General features: G+C 31.7%; 22 protein-coding genes. 12 read left to right on the plus strand and 10 right to left on the minus strand.

Features of this window, described 5'->3' with window-relative positions; translation table 11 throughout:
* The first annotated feature begins 3 nt into the window (after positions 1-3).
* Genes greA through AJ882_RS07670 form a run of 7 tightly spaced genes read left to right on the plus strand, consistent with a single transcriptional unit; the run spans position 4 to position 6,645 of the window.
* A complete protein-coding gene (gene greA, locus AJ882_RS07640) occupies positions 4-489 on the plus strand; it encodes a transcription elongation factor GreA (RefSeq protein WP_002858660.1) in 486 nt (161 codons plus the stop codon).
* 9 nt (positions 490-498) lie between these two features.
* Complete coding sequence (locus tag AJ882_RS07645; RefSeq protein WP_323469532.1) at positions 499-1,257, plus strand: UDP-2,3-diacylglucosamine diphosphatase; 759 nt, start codon at positions 499-501, stop codon at positions 1,255-1,257.
* A complete protein-coding gene (locus tag AJ882_RS07650) occupies positions 1,250-2,206 on the plus strand; it encodes a chemotaxis protein (protein ID WP_002851778.1) in 957 nt (318 codons plus the stop codon). The genes AJ882_RS07645 and AJ882_RS07650 overlap by 8 nt, the downstream gene beginning before the upstream one ends.
* Positions 2,207-2,209: 3 nt before the next feature.
* On the plus strand, positions 2,210-4,519 hold the full coding sequence (locus AJ882_RS07655; RefSeq protein WP_002859840.1) for a chemotaxis protein CheW: 2,310 nt from the start codon (positions 2,210-2,212) through the stop codon (positions 4,517-4,519).
* Positions 4,520-4,523: 4 nt separating this feature from the next.
* A complete protein-coding gene (locus AJ882_RS07660; protein WP_002826355.1) occupies positions 4,524-5,045 on the plus strand; it encodes a chemotaxis protein CheW in 522 nt (173 codons plus the stop codon).
* The gene (gene serB / locus AJ882_RS07665) at positions 5,045-5,668 is read left to right on the plus strand and encodes a phosphoserine phosphatase SerB (RefSeq protein ID WP_002851598.1); all 624 of its coding nucleotides are present in this window, start codon (positions 5,045-5,047) and stop codon (positions 5,666-5,668) included. Before AJ882_RS07660 ends, serB begins: the two co-directional genes overlap by 1 nt.
* Positions 5,668-6,645, plus strand: coding sequence for a transaldolase (locus AJ882_RS07670; protein ID WP_002851728.1), 978 nt, complete (start codon positions 5,668-5,670; stop codon positions 6,643-6,645). The genes serB and AJ882_RS07670 overlap by 1 nt, the downstream gene beginning before the upstream one ends.
* Here AJ882_RS07670 and AJ882_RS07675 read toward each other — a convergent pair whose 3' ends face one another.
* From AJ882_RS07675 to AJ882_RS07720, 10 genes are all read right to left on the minus strand, one after another.
* Positions 6,646-7,068, minus strand: a complete 423-nt coding sequence (locus AJ882_RS07675; protein WP_002851686.1) for a hypothetical protein — start codon at positions 7,066-7,068, stop codon at positions 6,646-6,648. It lies immediately after the preceding gene.
* On the minus strand, positions 7,065-10,334 hold the full coding sequence (gene carB, locus AJ882_RS07680) for a carbamoyl-phosphate synthase large subunit (RefSeq protein WP_002867736.1): 3,270 nt from the start codon (positions 10,332-10,334) through the stop codon (positions 7,065-7,067). The genes AJ882_RS07675 and carB overlap by 4 nt, the downstream gene beginning before the upstream one ends.
* Positions 10,335-10,594: 260 nt before the next feature.
* Complete coding sequence (gene mreC, locus AJ882_RS07685; RefSeq protein WP_002859838.1) at positions 10,595-11,344, minus strand: rod shape-determining protein MreC; 750 nt, start codon at positions 11,342-11,344, stop codon at positions 10,595-10,597.
* Positions 11,334-12,374, minus strand: a complete 1,041-nt coding sequence (locus AJ882_RS07690; protein WP_002857495.1) for a rod shape-determining protein — start codon at positions 12,372-12,374, stop codon at positions 11,334-11,336. The genes mreC and AJ882_RS07690 overlap by 11 nt, the downstream gene beginning before the upstream one ends.
* 10 nt (positions 12,375-12,384) lie before the next feature.
* On the minus strand, positions 12,385-13,608 hold the full coding sequence (clpX, locus tag AJ882_RS07695) for an ATP-dependent Clp protease ATP-binding subunit ClpX (protein ID WP_002874131.1): 1,224 nt from the start codon (positions 13,606-13,608) through the stop codon (positions 12,385-12,387).
* Positions 13,601-14,392, minus strand: a complete 792-nt coding sequence (gene lpxA, locus AJ882_RS07700) for an acyl-ACP--UDP-N-acetylglucosamine O-acyltransferase (RefSeq protein ID WP_002859836.1) — start codon at positions 14,390-14,392, stop codon at positions 13,601-13,603. Before lpxA ends, clpX begins: the two co-directional genes overlap by 8 nt.
* Positions 14,392-14,832, minus strand: coding sequence for a 3-hydroxyacyl-ACP dehydratase FabZ (gene fabZ, locus AJ882_RS07705; protein WP_002857452.1), 441 nt, complete (start codon positions 14,830-14,832; stop codon positions 14,392-14,394). Before fabZ ends, lpxA begins: the two co-directional genes overlap by 1 nt.
* Before the next feature lie 93 nt (positions 14,833-14,925).
* Positions 14,926-16,017 carry an epoxyqueuosine reductase QueH gene (locus AJ882_RS07710; protein WP_002876228.1) on the minus strand — a complete coding sequence of 364 codons (1,092 nt, stop codon included), beginning with the start codon at positions 16,015-16,017 and terminating at the stop codon, positions 14,926-14,928.
* Positions 16,017-16,472: a thioredoxin-dependent thiol peroxidase gene (bcp, locus tag AJ882_RS07715; RefSeq protein WP_002876230.1), complete on the minus strand. Its 456-nt coding sequence runs from the start codon at positions 16,470-16,472 to the stop codon at positions 16,017-16,019. Before bcp ends, AJ882_RS07710 begins: the two co-directional genes overlap by 1 nt.
* Complete coding sequence (locus tag AJ882_RS07720) at positions 16,469-16,675, minus strand: 4-oxalocrotonate tautomerase family protein (protein ID WP_002826901.1); 207 nt, start codon at positions 16,673-16,675, stop codon at positions 16,469-16,471. Before AJ882_RS07720 ends, bcp begins: the two co-directional genes overlap by 4 nt.
* A gap of 175 nt (positions 16,676-16,850) precedes the next feature.
* Here AJ882_RS07720 and ilvE point away from each other — a divergent pair, with 175 nt between their 5' ends.
* The 5 genes from ilvE to AJ882_RS07745 all read left to right on the plus strand — a co-directional run bounded on the left by ilvE (position 16,851) and on the right by AJ882_RS07745 (position 22,099).
* Positions 16,851-17,765 (plus strand): branched-chain-amino-acid transaminase, encoded by a 915-nt coding sequence (gene ilvE, locus AJ882_RS07725; RefSeq protein WP_002878924.1) that lies wholly within the window; start codon positions 16,851-16,853, stop codon positions 17,763-17,765.
* A gap of 12 nt (positions 17,766-17,777) precedes the next feature.
* Positions 17,778-18,866 (plus strand): prohibitin family protein, encoded by a 1,089-nt coding sequence (locus AJ882_RS07730; protein ID WP_002874129.1) that lies wholly within the window; start codon positions 17,778-17,780, stop codon positions 18,864-18,866.
* 12 nt (positions 18,867-18,878) lie between these two features.
* Positions 18,879-19,409 (plus strand): DUF2393 domain-containing protein, encoded by a 531-nt coding sequence (locus AJ882_RS07735; RefSeq protein ID WP_002867732.1) that lies wholly within the window; start codon positions 18,879-18,881, stop codon positions 19,407-19,409.
* Positions 19,409-19,918: a DUF2393 family protein gene (locus tag AJ882_RS07740; protein ID WP_002867731.1), complete on the plus strand. Its 510-nt coding sequence runs from the start codon at positions 19,409-19,411 to the stop codon at positions 19,916-19,918. The genes AJ882_RS07735 and AJ882_RS07740 overlap by 1 nt, the downstream gene beginning before the upstream one ends.
* Before the next feature lie 201 nt (positions 19,919-20,119).
* Positions 20,120-22,099 (plus strand): methyl-accepting chemotaxis protein, encoded by a 1,980-nt coding sequence (locus AJ882_RS07745; protein WP_014517177.1) that lies wholly within the window; start codon positions 20,120-20,122, stop codon positions 22,097-22,099.

The raw sequence follows: 22,099 nt of genomic DNA on the forward strand, positions 1-22,099 counted from the left end.
ATCATGCAAAAAGAACCAATGAGTCAATTTGGCTATGATAAGTTAGCCGCAGAATTAAAAGATTTAAAAGACAATCAACGCCCTGCCGTTGTAATAGAAATCGATACAGCAAGAAGTCATGGGGATTTGAAAGAAAATGCTGAATACCATGCTGCAAGAGAAAAGCAAGCTTTGATAGAAAGTCGTATTGCAGAGCTTAGTGACTTGCTAGCAAGAGCTCAAGTGATCGATCCTTCAAGCTATGAGCACGATAGTGTGAAATTTGGTTCAAGTGTTGTGATCATGGATTTGGATACAGAAAAAGAAAGCAAATATACTCTAGTAGGAATTTGCGAAGGAAATTTAGATAAGGGTTATATTTCCATCGCATCTCCAATAGCAAAAGCTATGCTTGGAAAAAAAGAAGGAGATGATTTTAAAGTGCGTTTGCCAAAAGGTGAAAGTGAATTTGAAATCCTTTCTATAAATTATGAGCCTTTGAAATTTTAAGGATAAAAAATTTTACTACAAAATGGAGCGATTTTAATCGCAGATGCTCATGAAAATGAACAAAGAAAGGGATTTTGGGAATTTTTACAAGCCTTAAAAAAAGGTAAAATTTCCACCCCTCAACTCATACTTATGGGTGATATTTTCGATTTGCTTATAGGCGAAATCTCTGCTACACATGAATTTGCTAAACCTTACATAGAACTTTTAGAAGAATTGGCCTTAAAAATTGAAATTATCTACTTAGAAGGCAATCATGATTTTAATCTTTCTTGTTTTTTTAAAAGGGTAAAAATTTTTAACTTACAAGAGCAGCCCATAAAGCTTAATTTGCATACAAGTAAAGGTAATAATCTTGTTTTAAATAATGCTTTTATAAAATTAGCTCACGGAGATATTTTTTTACCACCTCTTTTACAATTTACTCTGAAAACATTAAGAAATCATTATTTGCTTGTATTTTTGAATTTTTTAAATATTATTACTCGTAATTTTATTTCAAATAAAATTCTTCAAAATCAAAACAAAAAAAACCTTTTTTATCAAATAAAAGATTTTGAAAATTTAGCGAAAAAAAGATATGAAAAATATGAAAATTTAGGATTTTGGGTATGTGAAGGACACTATCATCAAAATCATCAAATCAACAAAGAAAACATTAAATATCTTAACTTAGCTAGTTTTGCATATAAGAGAAGTTTTTTTGTAGTAGAATATCAGCAAGAAATCAAATTTCGAGAACAGAAATTGAGGGGTCAAAATGTTTGATGAAAATATCGTGAAAACGGGTTCAAATGAAATGGAGCTTGTCGATTTCCGTATCTTTAAGCAAGGGCACGATAAAGTCTATGAAGGAATTTATGGTGTAAATGTTTCTAAGGTAAGAGAGATTATAAAAATCCCAAGCCTTACAGAACTTCCAGGCGTACCTGATTACATCGAAGGTATCTTTGATCTTCGTGGAGTGGTTATACCTGTAGTCAATCTTGCCAAATGGATGCAAATCACTGAGCCAGAAAGCACTATGCTAAAACCTAGAGTTATTATTACTGAATTTAGCAATATTCTTATTGGTTTTATAGTTCACGAAGCAAAAAGAATTCGTAGAATAAACTGGAAAGATATAGAACCAGCAACTTTTTCTACAGGATCAGGTGCTTTAGATAAAGGTAAAATTACAGGTGTAACACGCATTGAAAATGATGAAGTGTTGCTAATTTTAGATCTTGAAAGTGTTGTTGAAGATTTAGGAATTTACGCTCCAAAAACAGATATAGATTTTGGAAAAATAGAAAAATTTACTGGAACAGCACTTATACTTGATGACAGCATGACTGCTAGAAAACGCGTCAAAGAAATGATGCAACAGATGGGCTTTCAAGTTGTTGAAGCTAAGGACGGCGTAGAGGGCATAAACAAATTAGAAGAATTAAGCCAAATTTATGGTGAAAGTTTAAACGATACTTTAAAAATTATAGTAAGCGATGTCGAAATGCCACAAATGGATGGTTTCCACTTTGCTGCACGCATTAAAGAAGATCCAAGATTTAAAGATATTCCTATAGTCTTTAACTCATCTTTATCAAATGAATTTATGAATGAGAAAGGTGTTCAAGAAGCTGGTGGAGAAGGCTATCTTGTCAAATTTAACGCTAGCGATTTCTTCAATGAAATTGCAAAGGTTATTAAAAAACATCAATCTCAAGAACAGGGGTAAAATATGGAAGATATGCAAGAAATACTTGAAGACTTTTTGGTTGAAGCTTTTGAGCTTGTTGAGCAAATCGACCATGATTTAGTAGAGCTTGAATCAAATCCAGAAGATTTAGAATTATTAAATAGAATTTTCCGTGTTGCACATACGGTTAAAGGATCATCAAGCTTCTTAAATTTTGATGTTTTAACAAAGTTAACTCACCACATGGAGGATGTTTTAAACAAAGCAAGACATGGCGAGTTAAAAATAACTCCAGATATCATGGATGTGGTTTTAGAGTCTATTGATAGAATGAAAACTTTACTTAATTCCATTCGTGATAATGGCAACGATACTGCTATTGGTATGGATATAGAACCAATTTGCGCAAGATTAACAGCTATTTCAGAGGGAGAGTCTCCTGTTGTGGCAACAGATTCAAATGAAAAATCTACTCCACAAGCAGAACTAGAAGCACCAAAACAAGAAATAGCTACTCCAGAACCTGAAGTAGATGTTAATCAATTAAGTGATTCTGAAGTTGAAGCTGAAATAGAAAGACTTTTAAAAGTTAGAAAAGCTGAAGATCAAGCTCGTCGCGCACAAAAGAAACAAACAACAAATGCGGCACCTAAACCGACTAACAATACAGCAAATAAACCTACGGAAAGTGGAGAGAAAAAAGTTCCTGCTTCAGGTAGTAATGCTAGCAGTATGGATCAAACCATACGCGTGGAGGTAAAAAGATTAGATCACTTAATGAATCTAATTGGGGAGCTTGTTTTAGGCAAAAACCGTTTGCTTAAAATTTACGATGATGTTGAAGAGCGTTATGAAGGAGAAAAATTCCTTGAAGAACTTAATCAGGTTGTAAGTCAATTAAGTATTATTACAACTGATGTTCAGCTTGCTGTGATGAAAACAAGAATGCAACCTATAGCAAAAGTTTTCAATAAATTCCCAAGAGTTGTTCGTGATTTAAGTCGTGAATTAGGAAAGCAAATAGAACTTGAAATTACAGGTGAAGAAACTGAACTTGATAAATCTATCGTAGAGGAAATTGGCGATCCTATCATGCATATGATTAGAAATTCATGTGATCATGGTGTTGAGGATCCAGCAACTCGTGCAGCGAATGGAAAACCTGAAAAAGGTATAGTCCAACTTAAAGCTTATAATGAGGGCAATCACATCGTTGTAGAAATTACAGATGACGGTAAAGGACTTGATCCAAATGGCTTAAAAGCAAAAGCTATAGAGAAAAATTTGATTACCGAAAGAGAAGCAGATCAAATGACAGACAAAGAAGCTTTTGCTTTGATTTTCAAGCCTGGTTTTTCAACTGCGGCTAAAGTAACAAATGTTTCAGGTCGTGGCGTAGGAATGGATGTTGTTAAAACCAACATCGAAAAACTTAATGGGGTAATTGAAATTGATAGTGAGTTAGGTAAAGGAAGTTCATTTAAACTTAAAATTCCTCTTACCTTGGCAATCATTCAATCTTTACTTGTAGGAACTCAAGAGGAATTCTATGCAATTCCACTTGCAAGCGTTCTTGAAACAGTTAGAGTGCCAATTGATGATATCTATACTATCGAAGGTAAAAATGTATTACGCTTAAGAGATGAAGTGCTTTCTCTTGTGAGACTTTCAGATGTATTTGGAGTTAAACAAGTCCTTGAAAGCGGTGATCAAACTTATGTCGTTGTTATAGGGGTAGCAGAAAGCAAGCTTGGTATTATAGTAGATACTCTTGTAGGACAAGAAGAAATAGTTATTAAATCCATGGGTGATTATTTACAAAATATCCAAGGTATAGCAGGAGCTACAATCCGTGGTGATGGTAGGGTGACATTAATCATTGATGTAGGCGCTATGATGGATATGGCCAAAGAAATTAAAGTTGATATTAAAGCGCAATTAGAATCAAGTGCGAAAAAACCTAAAGAACAACCAAGTGATTATAAAGTCTTAATTGTAGATGATTCTAAAATGGATAGAACTTTAATGCAAAAAGCTTTAGAACCGCTAGGAGTTAGTTTAATCGAAGCAACAAATGGTGTTGAAGCATTGAATATTATAAAATCTGGCGAACATGATATTGATGCAATGCTTATAGATATCGAAATGCCAAGAATGGATGGATACACCTTAGCTGGTGAAATTAGAAAGTATTCTAAATATCGCAACTTACCATTGATAGCAGTTACTTCAAGAACAAGTAAAACTGACCGTTTAAGAGGTGTTGAAGTGGGTATGACTGAATATATCACTAAACCTTATTCTCCAGAATACTTGGAAAATGTGGTTAGAAAAAATTTGAAACTAGGATAAGAATATGAGTAATGAAAAATTAGAGCAAATTTTGCAAAAACAGCAAACTCAGATGGCTGGTCCTGATGTCGATCAAAGAGAAGATGATATCATCCAACTTGTTGGCTTTGTAGTTGGAGATGAGGAATATGCGATTCCAATTCTTAATATACAAGAAATCATCAAACCTATAGAATATACTAGAGTTCCTAGTGTACCTGATTATGTTCTAGGGGTTTTTAATATGCGTGGTAATGTTATGCCGCTCATTGATCTAGCTCAACGCTTTCATTTAGGAAGTTCTAAAATGACACCTCAAACAAGATATATTGTTTTAAGAGGTGAGACAAATGGAACTGGAGTTGGAGGAAATGCTGGTTTTGTTATAGATAGATTAACTGAAGCAATTAAAATTCACAGAAACAGAATCGATCCACCACCTGAAACTTTAGTTAAAGACAAAGGTATGATTTATGGTATAGGAAAAAGAGATGAAAATATCTTAACTATACTCAAAGTAGAAGCTTTGCTTAAGCGCGAATTTTAATGATTAAACTTTGTGTTTTTGACTTTGATGCTACTTTAATGGATGGTGAAACCATCGATATTTTAGCTACAGCGCATGGCAAGGGTAATCAAACAAGCGAAATTACCCGCCATGCTATGACTGGAGAACTTGATTTTTTCGAAAGTCTTCAAAAACGAGTAAGCTTTTTAAAAGGTATGTCTTATAAAAAAGTTTTAGAATTAAGTAGCACACTTCCACTAATGCGTGGAGCACATGAACTTATCCAATATTTAAAATCTAAAAATATACAAATTGTTATTTTTAGCGGTGGTTTTCATGAAGGCATAAATCCTGCTATGCAAAAACTTGGAATTAACCTCGGTTTTGCAAATTATCTGCATCATAAAAATGACATTTTAACAGGGCTAGTTGGTGGGGAAATGATGTTTTCAAATTCAAAAGGCTTAATGCTACAACGATTAAAAAGCTTTTTAAATTTGAAAACAGATGAAGTGATGTGTGTTGGCGATGGGGCAAATGATTTGGCAATGTTTAACGAAAGTGGATTAAAGATTGCATTTTGTGCTAAAGAAATTTTACGTTCTCAAGCTGATATTTGCATAGATATAAAAGACTTAAAAGAAATAATAAAGGTAATATAATGAAAAATTTTTCTCTTTGGTGTGATTTTATAGAAAATAGTTTTTTAGATAATGAATTTTTAAATTTATTATCACATGGAATTAATGGCGCTACTTCAAATCCTGCTATTTTTAAAAATGCTATTTTAAATTCTCCAATTTATAAAGATAAAATTCTTAAATTAAAAGAAAAAAAAACAAAAGATATTTATGAAGAATTAGCAATTTCTGATATTCAAAAAGCAGCTGATAAATTAGCTCCTCTTTTTTATCAAAAAAATGATGGATTTATAAGTATTGAAATAGATCCAAGACTTCATGATAACACAACTCTTAGTTTAGGTGAAGCTAAAAGACTTTATAGTGCTATTGGCAAAGAAAATATAATGATTAAAATTCCAGCTACAAAAGCTTCTTATGAAGTAATGTATGAACTTATGAAAAATGGTATTAGCGTCAATGCTACCTTAATTTTTTCTCTTGAACAAAGTCAAAAATGTTTTGAAGCTTTAAATGCAGGTTTAGTCGAATTTAGAAAAAACAATATAGCCTTAAAAGAACAAAACACTAGAACACCACAAGCTGTTATAAGTATTTTTGTAAGTCGTTTTGATAGACTTTTAAATCCTAAGGCTAAGGAGCAAAATCGTATTGGAATTTTAAATGCAAATTTAGCTTATAACAATATCTACTCAAAAAATGAACCTAATATTCGCGCCTTGTTTGCAAGCACCGGAGTTAAAGGAGATGATCTGCCAAAAGACTATTATATCAAAGAACTTCTTTTTGAGAATTCTGTTAATACTGCTCCTCTTGATGCAATAGAGGCATTTAAAGGAAAAATGCATTTTAAAAAACCTTTAATGAATTTTGAAATTTATACAGAACTTAATCAAATCATTTCTCAAAGTGAACGAGAAAAAGCTTGCAATGATTTATTAAGTGATGGCCTAGAGCAATTTTGTATTGCTTTTGAAGATATTTTAAAAGCTCTTTAATTAACGTATTTTTATCATTTTATTCTTTGAAAGTTTTAATATTTTTGATGGGATATTTTCGAAAAATTTCTCATCAAGTATTATATCGGCAACACTTCTAGCCCATTCTTCATCAAATTCTTTTCCATGCTTGTTTGCCGAAGATGAATAAAAATAGCCATTTTTACTTAAAAAATTCGCATGTTTACACTCTTTCACAATACGAATGGCCTGATTATTGGGATAAATAAAAGTTGTTTTTTTAGAACGACGTACTAAATTTTTAAAAGATTTTGGAATTCTTGCTAAACTTTTTAACTCGCAAAATTTCGCAGAAGTGATTAAGCAAGGCTGATTTTTATCTCTACCTTTTAAAGCATTAATCTCTTCTAAATTTTTACTTAAAAATCCTACCGTAGTATCTGTTTGAGCTAAATAAATCAAGATTTAAGCCACTCTTGCAAACTCTTTACATCTAGGCAAGATTTACTCTGTATAGCTTTAATCGATTTTGCACCTGCTAAAGCTGATCGTAAATTTGTAAAATAAGGTATTTTAAAACGAATAATATTTTCACGAATTTTTTTCGTATCGCCTTTAAAACTGTGACTATCGCTTGTATTGATAACTAAGTGAATTTCCCCATTTTTCAATTTATCTTCAACATTGGGGCGTCCTTCTGAAATTTTATGTACAAGTTCGCACTCAAAACCGCTTTCTAAAATTTCCTTGCAAGTTCCCCCTGTTGCCATAAGCTTAAAGCCAAGCTTTACATATTCTGCAGCGATTTTTTTGGTATATTTTTTATCCTTATCTTTTAAGGAGATAAATACCACGCCTTGCTCTGGAAGATGATTAAACGATGCAATTTGACTTTTCGCATAAGAATTTGCAAAATCCTTGCTTATACCCATAACTTCACCCGTTGAACGCATTTCAGGACCTAATTCTAAATCACTTCCACTAAGTTTTGCAAATGGAAATACTGCTTCTTTCACGCTCATATATTTTGGAGTTTTAGGGCGTAAAATTTTAGTATCAAAATTAACCACTTTAAAAGTATCATAAAATTTTAAAGCTTCTTTTAAATTTCCTTGCCACATCACACGCGTTGCCACTTTTGCTAAAGGAATACCCATAGCTTTACTAACAAAAGGTACGGTACGACTAGCTCTAGGATTTACCTCTATCATATAAAGCTCATTATTATGTAAAGCAAATTGTATATTTAAAAGCCCTACAACTCCCAAATTTAAAGCAATATCTGCGGTTTTTTGTGCAATAAATTCTTGCATTTTTTCATCGATATTGCAAGGCGGCAAAGAACAAGCACTGTCACCTGAATGAATTCCTGCTTCTTCTATGTGCTCCATAATTCCTGCAACATAAACATCTTTGCCATCACAAATCGCATCAACATCAATTTCTGTAGCATTGTCTAAAAACTGATCGATCAAAACAGGGCTTTTATCGCTTACATCCACAGCTTCTTGTATATAGAGTCTCAGTTCAGCCTCATCATTTACCACGCGCATCGCACGCCCACCTAAAACATAACTTGGTCTTACAAGCACAGGATACCCTATATCACTAGCCTTAAGAACCGCTTCTTCTACGCTTGTTGCAGTAGAATTTTTTGGCTGATTGATACCTAGCTTTGTAATAAATTCGGCAAATTTCTTTCTATCTTCTGCCATATCAATTACTCTTGAGCTAGTACCTATAATCTTAGCTCCAAAAGCACTTAAACGCTTAGCAAATTTCAAAGGAGTTTGTCCACCAAAATGCACAATCACTCCATCAGGTTTTTCACGCTCAATCACCGCTCTTAAATGTTCGAAATCAATAGGCTCAAAATACAAAATATCACTTGTATCATAGTCAGTCGAAACGGTTTCAGGATTACAATTATACATAATAGTTTTAATACCCATATCTTTAAGCGCAAAAGAAGCATGTACGCAAGCATAGTCAAATTCTATACCTTGTCCTATGCGGTTTGGCCCCCCACCTATAATCATCACTTTTTTTTCTTTTTTATCCTTAGTATCGTTTTTACTTTGAGTGAGTTCGCTTACATTGATACTTGAATAAAGATAAGGAGTTAAAGCTTCAAATTCACCCGCACAAGTATCCACTTCACTAAATTCTGCGATGATTTTTTGCTTCATTCTTGCATAATAAATATCATTTTGGCTTAATTCTAAATTATCTTTCAAATTTACAAGCAAAGCTATCATTTTGTCTGAAAAGCCCATAGTTTTTGCTTTTCTCAAAAGAGCTTTATTGTTTAAAATATCCATATCAATTTGCTCTTCAAAATCTACAATTTCTTTAATCTGTGTTAAAAACCAAGGATCTATTTTACAAAGCTCATAAAGTTCTTCTACGCTAAAACCTTCCCTAAAAGCTTGAGCAACATAAAGTAAACGCTTTTCATTGGCATTGCGAATTTTAAAAACAAGATCATTTCTATCTTCAAATTTTACTCTATCAAAACCACTTAAAGAACGCTCAAGCGAACAAAGTACTTTTTGTATACTTTCTTTAAAAGTGCGTCCTATAGCCATCACCTCACCCACACTTTTCATAGCTGTACCTAAAGTTGTATTTGCTCCTGGAAATTTTTCAAAGGTAAAGCGAGGAATTTTTGTTACAATATAATCAATCACAGGCTCAAAAGATGCAGGAGTTCCTGTAATATCATTTTTAATCTCATCTAAACTAAAGCCTACTGCCAAAAGTGTCGCAACCTTTGCTATAGGATAGCCCGTTGCCTTAGAAGCTAAAGCACTTGATCTTGAAACTCTTGGATTCATTTCTATAACTATCATTCTTCCATTTTTTGGGTTGATAGCAAACTGCACATTACTTCCGCCTGTATCTACGCCAATTTCACGCAAAATAGCAAAAGAAGCATTACGCATAACTTGATATTCTTTATCCGTCAAAGTTAATGCTGGAGCTATTGTAATACTATCTCCTGTATGAACTCCCATAGGATCGATATTTTCTATGCTACAAACTATGATACAATTATCCGCTCTATCGCGTATAACTTCCATTTCATATTCTTTCCAACCTAACAAACTTTCTTCAATCAAAATTTCATGGATAGGTGATAAAGCTAAAGCAGTATTGGCAAGTTCTTTAAATTCGTCCATATTGTAAACCACGCCACTTCCAGCACCCCCTAAAGTATAAGAAGCACGGATCATCAAAGGAAAGCCAATTTCATCTACAGCTTTTAAAGCTTCATCATAATTATACGCATACATCGATTTTGGCAAATCCATGCCAATTTTTTTCATACATTCTTTAAAAACCTGACGATCTTCGCCTTTTTTAATCGCCCCAGGATTTGCGCCTAAAAATTTCACATCTCCTAAAAGTCCGCTTTCATAAACTTCCATAGCAACATTTAACGCTACTTGTCCACCCATAGTTGGCAAAATTGCATCAATTTTTTCTTTTTTAATAATACTTAAAATACTTTCTTTTGTTATGGGTTCTATATAAGTCGCATCTGCAAATTCGGGATCTGTCATGATGGTTGCAGGATTTGAGTTGATTAATACTACACGATATCCTAATTCTTTTAAAGTCTTTGCGGCTTGAGTTCCAGAATAATCAAATTCACAAGCTTGTCCTATCACAATAGGACCACTTCCTATAAGTAAAATGCTTTTAATATCTGTTCGTTTTGGCATAAATTTTCCTAAGAGCATAAATTTGGGCTGATTATAACAAAAATTAGTTTTATAAACTTTGAAATTATCGATACAATTTTAAAAAATAAACACTCTGCTTTTAATCTAGGAAATAATACATAAAGAAATTTAAGATTTTTTATAAAATTCTCATTCAATTATAAACATTTATTTGATAATTTAACAAAATTTTTAGCATTAAACAAAGTTATAATAATTAGCAAAAATATAGAAAATTTTTAAAAAGTCTAATCCTTGACTTATAAATTATCTACTACATATAAATAAGCAGGAATACTAATCTTAACATAAGGCTTTACTTCTACACTTTGATACATATCTTCATCATTAACTCTATTCACAATACCGACAGGTATATCTGAAAAGAAAATATTATCAAGTCCACTTGTTAAAATTTCATCTCCGGTATTAATTTTTGCCCATTTTGGAATAAATTTAACCACAATCCTGCCATCTTCACCCTGGATTAAACCTGGAGCTTTGGATTTTCCTATATAAACAGAAAAAACACACTGATCATCACCTTGTAAGAGAGCCATTGCTCTACCATTTTTATTAATAGCTATACCTGCAGTATATCCTTGATATATTAAACCACGATTTTTACCAACTGGAATTTTGCTCCAATCTAACCATAATTTTTTATAATCATTCAATTGAACGTAAGAAATAACTCTAGTTAAAGAAACTTGAGGTAAATATTTTGTAGAATTTTGATCCTCTAAAATACGATTTAATTGATTTGCAAAACTAGTTACCTTTACAGCAATATCTTCTAATTCTTTATTTCTAGCTTTTAGTTGCTGAATTTGATTTGCTTGATTAAAGTGTTCTGAAATTTTTTTTCCCAAATAATCTTTAATATTATAAAAATTACCTATAACAAAATCATTAACACGGAGAACATTTTGCTTGATAAGTCCTCCATAATAAAAAGATATAAAAACCAAAAAGGCTAAGACAAGAACATAAAAAATCTTATTCTTCATTGGTTAATTGTTGCAATAATGAAATTTCCTCTAAAGCTTTACCCGTTCCTTTTGCTACAGCTAAAAGCGGTTCATCTGCGATATAAACTGGCAAACGTACAATTTCACTTAAGTATTTATCAAAACCACGAATCAATGCTCCACCACCTGTTAAAACTACACCATTTTCTACTATATCACTTGCTAAATCAGGCGGCATCATTTCAAGAACCATTTTTAAAGCATCAGCAATTTCTTTTAAATACTCACGCATTGCTTCTCTTACATCTTCACTTGTAAGTTCAATACGACTTAAAAGTCCACTTACTTGATCGCGTCCTTTTACCACCATAGAAAGTTCTTTTGGAAGTTGTATTGCTGAACCTATGGTGATTTTGATCTCTTCGCCTGTTCTTTCGCCTATGATAAGATTGTATTTTTCTTTTACATAATTAACTATACTCATATCAAGCTTATCTCCAGCTGTACGAATAGACTTTGAAATCACAAGTCCACCCAAAGAAATCACTCCGATCTCAGTAGTTCCACCCCCTATATCTACTACCAAATTTCCTTTAGGTTCTTGTATAGGTAAACTTGCACCAATAGCTGCTGCCATAGGCTCTTCGATCAAAAATACCTCTCTTGCACCTGCACTTAAAGCACTTTCTCTTACCGCTTTTCTTTCTACTTGAGTTAAACCATAAGGAACAGAAATAATAATTCTAGGGCGTAAAAAACTTTTTCTACGATGTGTTTTTTCTATAAAATAGCGGATCATTTTTTCAGTCATATCAAAATCTGCAATCACGCCATCTTTCATAGGACGAATAGCTTCGATGTTACCTGGAGTTTTTCCCACCATATCTTTAGCTTCTTTACCTACGGCTAAAATTTTTGCTTTGGAACCATACCTTTCTCTTTCAACTGCCACAACAGAAGGCTCGTTTATCACTATACCCTTATCTTTTACCAAAACTAGCGTATTAGCTGTTCCTAAATCAATCCCCATATCACTAGAAAAAAATCCTATAAGTTGATCTAATATCATTTCTATCCTTTTAACTTATTTTTCTTTTTATTAATAATGCCTTTGCATTGTCTTTAACAACTTCTTTGGTTATTACAATATCATAGTTTTTATACTCTGGTAACTCAAACATTAAATCTACCATCATTTCTTCTATAATACTTCTAAGCCCCCTAGCCCCTGTTTTTCTCTCCAATGCAAGCTGTGCGATAGCTCTTAGAGCATCTTCTTCAAATTTTAAATTTACCCCATCAATAGCAAAAAGCTTTTGATATTGCTTAATAATGGCATTTTTAGGTTCAGTTAAAATTCTTACCATATCTTCTTCATTAAGCTCATTTAAAGATGCAATCACATGCAAACGACCTATAAGCTCAGGAATCAAACCAAAATGCACCAAATCATCAGGTTCAATTTTCTCAAGTAAAGCTTTATTTTCTTCTTTTGCATCATCAAAAAAACCTACAACTTTATCTCCAAGTTTTCTTTTTAAGATAGTTTCCAAACCATCAAAAGCTCCACCACAAACAAATAAAATATTTGAAGTGTCAATTTGTATAAACTCTTGATTTGGATGTTTTCTCCCCCCCTTTGGTGGAATATTTACCAAACTTCCTTCGATAATCTTAAGTAAAGCTTGTTGCACACCCTCTCCACTTACATCACGAGTAATAGAACGATTTTCACTCATTCTGGCAATTTTATCAATCTCATCAATAAAAACTATACCTTTTTGAGCTCTTTGCACATCTCCATCTGCAGCTTGTAAAAGACGTGTTAAAATATTTTCTACATCCTCACCTACATATCCTGCTTCAGTTAAAGAAGTTGCATCACAAATTGCTATAGGTACATCTAAAAATTTAGCTAAAGTTTGCGCCAATAAAGTTTTTCCACTTCCTGTTGGCCCAACAAGTAAAATATTTGACTTAAAAAGCTCTGTATCATCATCTTGAAGTTCAGCTTTAAAAAGTCTTTTATAATGATTGTATACTCCAACACTAAAAACTTTTTTAGCTCTATCTTGTCCTATGACATAACGATCTAAATAAGCTTTTAATTCTTTTGGAGTGATATCTTTAAATTCTGTATTATAACTTTGTTTAGGTTCTTTAAATTCTTTTTCTTCTCCATAAATAATACTATAAGCACCTTCAACGCAATATTCACAAATAAAAGCATCATCATTTTCATTTGCTAAAATTCTTCTTTGTGGATTCTCCACTTCATTGCAAAAACTACATTTTCTAGGCATTATTTTTACCCCTATAGACAGGAATTCCACGCTTTGTTTCTAATATAAAATGGCACATTTTTTTAACATTTTCACTTTCTTGATTTTCAAGCAAATTTTTAGCATTTTCTTTTAAATCTCCTTGTCTAAATAAAGTTTTAAAAGCTCTACTAAGTCTATCTACTTCATCTTTATCAAAACGACGACGAGTACCTACTAAATTTAAACTTCTAATACTTGCACGATTTCCTTCTGCTAAACAAAACGGTACTATATCCTGAGAAAGTGCACTTGCTCCTGCTATCATACAACCCTCACCTACTTTGACAAATTGATGAATAGGTGTAAGCCCGCCTACAACCGTAAAATCTCCAAGCTCTACATGTCCTGCCAAAGTTGCATTATTAGCTAAAATAATATTATTACCTAAAAGACAATCATGAGCAATATGACAATAAGCCATAATAAAAGCATTATCGCCTATACGAGTAAAACCATCTCCTTTAGCTGTACCTGAATTTATCGTTGCAAATTCTCTAATAGTTGCATTTTTCCCTATAACAACACCGCTTTTTTGCTCTTCTTTATAAGATATGTCCTGAGGAATATCGCCTACTATAGCATAAGAAAATACACGAGAATGATCACCTATAGTTGTATCTGAAAGAATTCGAGCACCTTGTTTGATGACAACATTATTACCTATTTTAGCATCTTTGCTTACATAAGCATAAGCTTCTACTACAACATCGTCACCAAGTTGTGCACCCTCTTCAATCACCGCACTTGGATGAATTTTTTTCATTATTTATCCACTATCATAGCTTTAAGCTCGGCCTCTGCAACTAAATTTCCATCTACAAAAGCTTGCCCTTTAAAAATCCACATATTACCACGATTTTTAACCACGCTCATTTCATAATCAAGCCTATCTCCAGGACGCACAGGATTTCTAAATTTTGCTCCATCTATGCCTGTGAAATAAACTACTTTACTTTTTGGATCCACTTTATCTTCCATACTTTCAAAAGCTAAAACTCCACCTGTTTGAGCCATACCTTCTAAAATCAAAACTCCAGGATAAATAGGATGCCCTGGAAAATGTCCCATAAAAACATGATCACTTATACTGATGTTTTTATATCCTAGCACCACTTCTTTAACTTTTAATTCTGTAATTTTATCTACCAGTAAAAAAGGATAACGGTGTGGTAAGATTTCTTGAATTTGCATTACATCTATCATTATTAAATTAACCTTGAAAACAATTAAAAATTTTATTATATAAAAAAATCATTAAAAATTATATTAACAAAAAAGTTTTTCTTAATAAATTTCTTAAATTTTTACAAGCACCTCTTGATTATCATGATAAATTTCACTTTTTGCTATCACTTCATATCTTGAAGGTAAAATATTTTCGAGGATGATAATAGGACTAAGATTATAAGTTCCAAACAATTTATTACGCCATTTAATTTCTGCTTGAACACTTAAAGGTCTTTTTAAAAAATCTTCAAAATTTTTCCATTTGTTTTTAAAAAATGCATTAAAACGCCAAAATTCCACTAAAACTATTTCATCTTTAGTACTTCTATAAAAGCCTTCTTTTAAATTTTGTTTTAAATTTTCCTCATCCAAAGAAAATCTTGTATAAGCGTTTTTAAAATGCGAATAAAATAAAATATGAGATTTAACGGGCTTTTTATCTAATTTTATCAAAGCACTTAAAAGACGATAATTTAAAAATTTCTCTCTTAAAATTTCAAATTTTATACCTTTTTTTTCCCATAAAACTACTTTTTTATAAAGAGCTATTCTTGCTTCTATACTTGCAGGTAAAATTTGCTTATTTACAGGAGACATTAATTCATCAATAAAATTCTTATCTTGTTTTTGTTTTTTAAGCCCATAAATGCAGCCGCAATAGTTTTGATGATAAAGCATTTCCTTTTTTGCTAAAGCAAACTGTCTTTGAGTACCGCCATTTTTACGAAAATCAGGAGCTAAAAACTCTACTCCATAAGGCTCACATTCTTTTTGTAAAGCATTTTTTAACTGTTCTAAATCTTTTTTAGGGCTGGTTAAAAGCGTAGTAGTAAGCTTTTTTTCTCCTATTTTAGCAGCAAATTTAACACTAGATCCCATTCTTACATCAAAGCAAATTTCACACCTTGCACCCTTTTCAGGCTCATCTTCATAACCACGCACAGCATTAAGCCATTTTTCATACTCATACTCACCTTTATAAAGCTTAATACCAAGTTTATCACAAGATCTTTTTACATCTAAAAATCTTAGTTCGTATTCGCTTAAGGGATGGATATTTGGATCATAAAAGTATCCTATAATTTTTTCATCAGGATAAGTCTTTCTAAGTTCTTCAATAAAATAATGACTATCCACACTGCAACAAATATGCACCAACATTAAAGACTTTCAAGCACTTTTAAAGCATGATCTTTTACACGAACATTACTATAAATTTGAGCAATCCTACCTATTTCATCAATAACAAAAGTAGAGCGAATAAGACCTTCGTATTCTTTTCCGTAATTTTTTTTAAGCCCCCAAGCTCCATAAGCTTTAGCAACTTCTTTTTCACTATCGCTAAGTAAAATATGTTTTAAATCAAATTTAGAGATAAATTTTTCATGACTTGCCACGCTATCAGGACTGATACCAATAATCACTGCATTTTTACCACCAAATTTATCATAATTTGCGCTAAAATCACAAGCCTCTGTAGTGCAACCTGGAGTATTATCTTTTGGATAAAAATACAAAATCACCTTTTTGCCAATAAAATCTTTTAATGCTATTTTTACCCCATCTTGATTTAAAAGCTCAAACTGAGGTGCTTTATCTCCTATGTTTAAACTCATTTAATTGCCTTTGCTTTGATAGCTTCAACGCTTTCTCCGCCAAAGCCTATGTCATAATTTTCTACATCTTCTAAAACCACCACAACTCTTTCTTTACTTTTATTATATTTCGTGCTTAAAAGTTTGGTAATATCAGCTATAAGCTCCGCTTTTTGCTCCTTGCTTAAAGACGGCTTTGCTAATTTAATATTTACCAATGGCATAATTTCTCCTTTTTAACGATAATTTTTCATAATTATTTCAAAAAATACCTAATATTTTTTTTAACAAAAAACCTTAATTTAATAAAAGCTTATTGTTAGTATATTTTTGATAAAATCCCGATTTATTCTTAAAATAATATTTTTTAAGAAATAAACAACTATAAAAGGTAAAAAAATGATCTCAGCAGATAAAATTTGGATGGATGGAAAATTAGTTGATTTTAAAGATGCAACTTTGCACTTTTTAACCCATTCTTTGCATTATGGCAATGCTGTTTTTGAAGGAACTAGAGCCTATAAAACAGATAAAGGCTTGGCAATTTTCAGACTTGAAGATCACACCAAAAGACTTTTAGAGTCTGCAAAAATTACTCTTTTAAATTGTCCTTTTTCCCAAAAAGAGCTTGAAAATGCACAAATTGAACTCTTAAAAGCAAACAACTTTAAAAGCAATGTCTATATCCGCCCTTTGATTTTCTTAGGCGATGGAGTTATGGGACTTTATCATATAAAAGCTCCTGTAAGAGTTGGAATTGCAGCTTGGGAATGGGGTGCTTACCTTGGAGAAGAAGGTTTAGAAAAAGGCATAAAAGTAAAAATTTCGTCTTTTGCAAGAAATAGTGTTAAGTCATGCATGGGAAAAGCTAAAGCAAGTGCAAATTATCTTAACTCTCAAATTGCAAAATTTGAAGCTATTGAAGCAGGCTATGAAGAAGCTTTAATGCTTGATGAAGAAGGTTTTATCGCAGAAGGAACAGGAGAATGTTTCTTTATTGTAAAAGACGGGGTTTTAATCACACCTCCAAATGATTTTTCTTTAAAAAGCATTACTCAAAATACAGTGCTTAAAATAGCTCATGATCTTGGTATCACTGTGCTTCGCCAAAGAATTTCAAGAGATGAAGTTTATACTGCTGATGAAGCATTTTTTACCGGAACAGCCGCTGAAATCACACCTATTAACAATATTGATGCAAGAATAATAGGAAATGGTTTAAGAGGATCTGTAACTAAAAAACTTCAAGATGCTTATTTTGATGTAGTTTATGGACGCAATGAAAAATACGCATCTATGCTAACTTATATTTAAAAAAGGAAATAAATGCCAGCTGATTTAAATGATTATTTCAATAAAAAAAATAGAAATTCTAACAATAACGGAAACAACAACCGTCAAAATTTCAATTTCAAAGCACCAGAATTTAATTTTAAAGGTTTTGGAAAATTCTCTCCATTTATTTATGGGGTGATTATTATTATCTTATTTTTAATCGTTGCAAAACCTTTTATGGTGATAAATTCTGGGGAAATGGGAATTAAATCAACAACAGGTAAATATGACCCAAATCCATTAGAACCAGGACTTCACTTTTTCTTACCTTTTGTACAAAAAATAACCATAATCGATACTAGAGTAAGACAAATCAACTATGCTTCTATAGAGGGAAGTAATGAAAATTTATCTTCAGGTTCAGGTGTTATTAATAAAAATAGTATTTCTGTGCTTGACTCTCGTGGATTGCCTGTATCTATTGATGTTACAGTACAATACCGCTTAAATCCTCTGCAAGTTCCTCAAACTATAGCTACTTGGAGCTTAAATTGGGAAAATAAAATTATCGATCCAGTTGTTCGTGATGTAGTGCGAAGTGTTGTAGGAAAATATACAGCCGAAGAACTTCCTACTAATCGTAATACAATAGCCGCTCAAATAGAAGAAGGTATAAGAAAAACCATAGAAGCCCAACCAAACGAACCTGTAGAACTTCGCGCTGTACAACTTAGAGAAATTATTTTACCTTCAAAAGTAAAAGAACAAATCGAACGCGTACAAATTGCAAAACAAGAGGCTGAAAGAACTAAATATGAAGTAGAAAGAGCTAATCAAGAAGCCTTAAAAAAAGCTGCTTTAGCTGAAGGGGAAGCAAATGCAACCATAATCAGCGCCAAAGGTAAAGCTATGGCTGTTAAGATAGAAGCAGATGCACAAGCTTATTCTAATAAAGAAATCGCAAACAGCTTAAACACCCCTTTGCTAAATTTAAAACAAATTGAAACTCAAAAAGAATTTAATGAAGCCTTAAAAGTCAATCAAGATGCTAAAATTTTCTTAACTCCAGGTGGAGCAGTGCCAAACATTTGGGTTGATACCAAAGATGCTAAAAAGCAAAGTTCTGCCAACATAAACTAAAAGGATACGCAAGTGGAGAAACTAAGAGAAATTGTGCTTTTTTACACTACTCATTTATATTTAGTAGATTATATGCTGATTTTATTAGTTTTTTTTCTCTTCACTTGTGTTTTACTTCTTTGCGTATTTTTACGCCATAGACCTATAGCAGCACTTTTTATTATTGCATTTGATATTATTATTTGTTTTTTAGTTTATATCTATGGGTATAAACTAATAGACAATGAAGTAAGAACTCGAAAAATCGCTATTACAGATCAAAAAATGATACAAAGCTCAAATGATTTAATTGTTGATTTTAACATTACAAATAATTCAAAAAATAATTTTAAAGAATGTAAAATTACAGCTAAAATTTTTGCAGATAAAATACCTAATGATAATATCATAGAAGAATATAAAAAGAAATTTATCCCTTTTAGACAAAAAAGTAGAGAAATTAAAGATCTAAAGAAAAACGCAACCCAATTTCAAAGAATTGCTTTTGAAAATTTTAACTATGAAAATAACTATACCATACGCTTAGTTTCGGAGTGTTTTTAATGCATTTTACAATTTTTCATATTATAGTTTTTATCATTTTACTTATTTGCTTTGCCTTGATTTGTATTTTAATCTTTCTAAAAGTCAAACAAAAAGAAATGGCTTTGATTTCTTATACCATAGCTACTATTTTTACCGCACTTTTGATATATTCTATTTTTCTGACAATCAATCAATTCACCACTCAAGCCGATCTTAGCAAACTAACCTATACAAGAGATCTAAGACATGAAAGCGTTATAGTAAATGGAAAAGTTCAAAATCTTACTAAATTTGAAATCAAAAAATGCTATTTGATACTTAGCATATTAAACCAACAACAAGTAGGAGGTGAAATTTTCAATGATAAAAATATCCGTAACGCTAAAATGCAAAATACAAGTGTTTCTTATACTATAGAAATCATAGACACACTCCCGGGTAATACCTATAAAGAATTTAGAGCTAGCGTTCCTTTTCCTCCAACTTTTAATAATCCTGAATTTTATCACACCTTAAAATGTATTTGATATTGTTAAATAGTTTTAAAACATCTATAAAAAATAATTTTATATTAATTTTATTTTTTTTTGATATGCTAACGAGCTTTATTTAAATAAAATTTTTTATTACTTTTATATTTAAGTAAAAATCTAGATTTTTTAATTTATAATTCTAAAACTTTATGTAGATATCTCTATAAAATAATATTAGAAAGGAGCGCTTAAATTATGAAAAGTGTAAAATTGAAGGTTTCACTGATTGCAAATTTAATCGCAGTAGTGTGTTTGATAATTTTAGGTGTTGTAACATTTATATTTGTAAAGCAAGCAATTTTTCATGAAGTTGTGAATGCTGAAATAAATTATGTTAAAACGGCTAAAAATTCTATAGAGTCTTTTAAGGCAAGAAATTCTTTAGCTCTTGAAAGTTTAGCTAAAAGTATTTTAAAGCATCCTATAGAACAGTTAGATAGTCAAGATGCTTTAATGCATTATGTTGGAAAAGATTTAAAGAATTTTAGAGATGCTGGAAGATTCTTAGCAGTTTATATTGCTCAACCAAATGGCGAACTTGTTGTAAGCGATCCAGACTCTGATGCTAAAAATTTAGATTTTGGAACTTATGGAAAAGCTGATAATTATGATGCTAGAACAAGAGAGTATTATATAGAAGCAGTTAAAACAAATAAACTTTATATTACCCCATCTTATATTGATGTAACTACAAATTTACCTTGCTTTACATATTCTATTCCGCTTTATAAAGATGGTAAATTTATAGGGGTTTTGGCTGTAGATATTCTTGCGGCAGATTTGCAAGCTGAATTTGAAAATTTACCAGGTAGAACTTTTGTATTTGATGAAGAAAATAAAGTATTTGTTTCTACAGACAAAACTCTTTTGCAACAAGGTTATGATATTAGTACTATTGCAAATCTTGCTAAAACTAAAGAGGATCTTGAACCTTTTGAGTATACTAGACCAAAAGATGGTAATGAAAGATTTGCTGTATGCACAAAGGTTTCTGGAATTTATACTGCTTGCGTTGGAGAGCCAATAGAACAAATAGAAGCTCCAGTTTATAAAATTGCATTTATACAAACTGTGATTGTTGTTTTTGCAAGCATTCTTAGCGTCATCCTCCTTTATTTCATCGTATCAAAATACCTCTCCCCACTTGCAGCTATCCAAACAGGTTTAACTTCATTCTTTGATTTTATCAACTATAAAACAAAAAATGTTTCTACTATAGAAGTAAAAAGCAATGATGAATTTGGACAAATCTCAAATGCTATCAATGAAAACATTCTTGCTACTAAAAGAGGCTTAGAACAAGACAATCAAGCCGTTAAAGAATCAGTTCAAACCGTATCAGTTGTAGAAGGTGGTAATTTAACAGCAAGAATTACTGCTAATCCAAGAAACCCACAACTTATTGAACTTAAAAATGTTCTAAATAAACTTCTTGATGTTTTACAAGCTAGAGTAGGTTCTGATATGAATGCTATTCATAAAATTTTTGAAGAATACAAAAGCTTAGACTTTAGAAATAAATTAGAAAATGCTAGCGGTAGTGTAGAATTAACTACTAATGCTTTAGGTGATGAAATAGTTAAAATGCTAAAACAAAGTTCAGACTTTGCTAATGCTTTAGCTAATGAAAGTGGAAAATTACAAACTGCTGTTCAAAGCTTAACCACTTCTTCAAATTCTCAAGCTCAATCTTTAGAAGAAACTGCAGCAGCTTTAGAAGAGATCACTTCTTCTATGCAAAATGTTTCAGTTAAAACTAGTGATGTTATCACTCAATCTGAAGAGATTAAAAATGTTACAGGTATTATAGGTGATATTGCAGATCAAATCAATCTTTTAGCTTTAAATGCAGCTATTGAAGCAGCTCGTGCTGGAGAACATGGTAGAGGCTTTGCAGTGGTAGCTGATGAAGTTAGAAAGTTAGCTGAAAGAACTCAAAAGTCTTTATCAGAAATTGAAGCTAATACTAATTTACTTGTTCAATCTATCAATGATATGGCAGAAAGTATTAAAGAACAAACTGCAGGTATCACTCAAATCAATGATAGCGTAGCTCAAATTGATCAAACTACTAAAGATAATGTTGAAATTGCTAATGAATCAGCTATTATTTCTAGTACAGTAAGTGATATAGCTAATAATATCTTAGAAGATGTTAAGAAGAAAAGGTTTTAA

Origin of the sequence: Campylobacter sp. BCW_6461, assembly GCF_001762735.1 — a bacterium.
In the GTDB taxonomy this organism is placed as follows: Bacteria; Campylobacterota; Campylobacteria; order Campylobacterales; family Campylobacteraceae; genus Campylobacter_D; species Campylobacter_D jejuni.

What these genes read in the sequence shown, in the direction of transcription:
- AJ882_RS07660 (WP_002826355.1), top strand. Translation starts at nt 4,524, where the DNA reads ATGAGTAATGAAAAATTAGAGCAAATTTTGCAAAAACAGCAAACTCAG.
- greA (WP_002858660.1), top strand. Translation starts at nt 4, where the DNA reads ATGCAAAAAGAACCAATGAGTCAATTTGGCTATGATAAGTTAGCCGCA.
- serB (WP_002851598.1), top strand. Translation starts at nt 5,045, where the DNA reads ATGATTAAACTTTGTGTTTTTGACTTTGATGCTACTTTAATGGATGGT.
- AJ882_RS07670 (WP_002851728.1), top strand. Translation starts at nt 5,668, where the DNA reads ATGAAAAATTTTTCTCTTTGGTGTGATTTTATAGAAAATAGTTTTTTA.
- AJ882_RS07730 (WP_002874129.1), top strand. Translation starts at nt 17,778, where the DNA reads ATGCCAGCTGATTTAAATGATTATTTCAATAAAAAAAATAGAAATTCT.
- AJ882_RS07655 (WP_002859840.1), top strand. Translation starts at nt 2,210, where the DNA reads ATGGAAGATATGCAAGAAATACTTGAAGACTTTTTGGTTGAAGCTTTT.
- bcp (WP_002876230.1), bottom strand. Translation starts at nt 16,472, where the DNA reads ATGAGTTTAAACATAGGAGATAAAGCACCTCAGTTTGAGCTTTTAAAT.
- clpX (WP_002874131.1), bottom strand. Translation starts at nt 13,608, where the DNA reads ATGCCTAGAAAATGTAGTTTTTGCAATGAAGTGGAGAATCCACAAAGA.
- ilvE (WP_002878924.1), top strand. Translation starts at nt 16,851, where the DNA reads ATGATCTCAGCAGATAAAATTTGGATGGATGGAAAATTAGTTGATTTT.
- AJ882_RS07740 (WP_002867731.1), top strand. Translation starts at nt 19,409, where the DNA reads ATGCATTTTACAATTTTTCATATTATAGTTTTTATCATTTTACTTATT.
- AJ882_RS07710 (WP_002876228.1), bottom strand. Translation starts at nt 16,017, where the DNA reads ATGTTGGTGCATATTTGTTGCAGTGTGGATAGTCATTATTTTATTGAA.
- AJ882_RS07720 (WP_002826901.1), bottom strand. Translation starts at nt 16,675, where the DNA reads ATGCCATTGGTAAATATTAAATTAGCAAAGCCGTCTTTAAGCAAGGAG.
- AJ882_RS07650 (WP_002851778.1), top strand. Translation starts at nt 1,250, where the DNA reads ATGTTTGATGAAAATATCGTGAAAACGGGTTCAAATGAAATGGAGCTT.
- fabZ (WP_002857452.1), bottom strand. Translation starts at nt 14,832, where the DNA reads ATGATAGATGTAATGCAAATTCAAGAAATCTTACCACACCGTTATCCT.
- carB (WP_002867736.1), bottom strand. Translation starts at nt 10,334, where the DNA reads ATGCCAAAACGAACAGATATTAAAAGCATTTTACTTATAGGAAGTGGT.
- AJ882_RS07690 (WP_002857495.1), bottom strand. Translation starts at nt 12,374, where the DNA reads ATGATATTAGATCAACTTATAGGATTTTTTTCTAGTGATATGGGGATT.
- lpxA (WP_002859836.1), bottom strand. Translation starts at nt 14,392, where the DNA reads ATGAAAAAAATTCATCCAAGTGCGGTGATTGAAGAGGGTGCACAACTT.
- mreC (WP_002859838.1), bottom strand. Translation starts at nt 11,344, where the DNA reads ATGAAGAATAAGATTTTTTATGTTCTTGTCTTAGCCTTTTTGGTTTTT.
- AJ882_RS07745 (WP_014517177.1), top strand. Translation starts at nt 20,120, where the DNA reads ATGAAAAGTGTAAAATTGAAGGTTTCACTGATTGCAAATTTAATCGCA.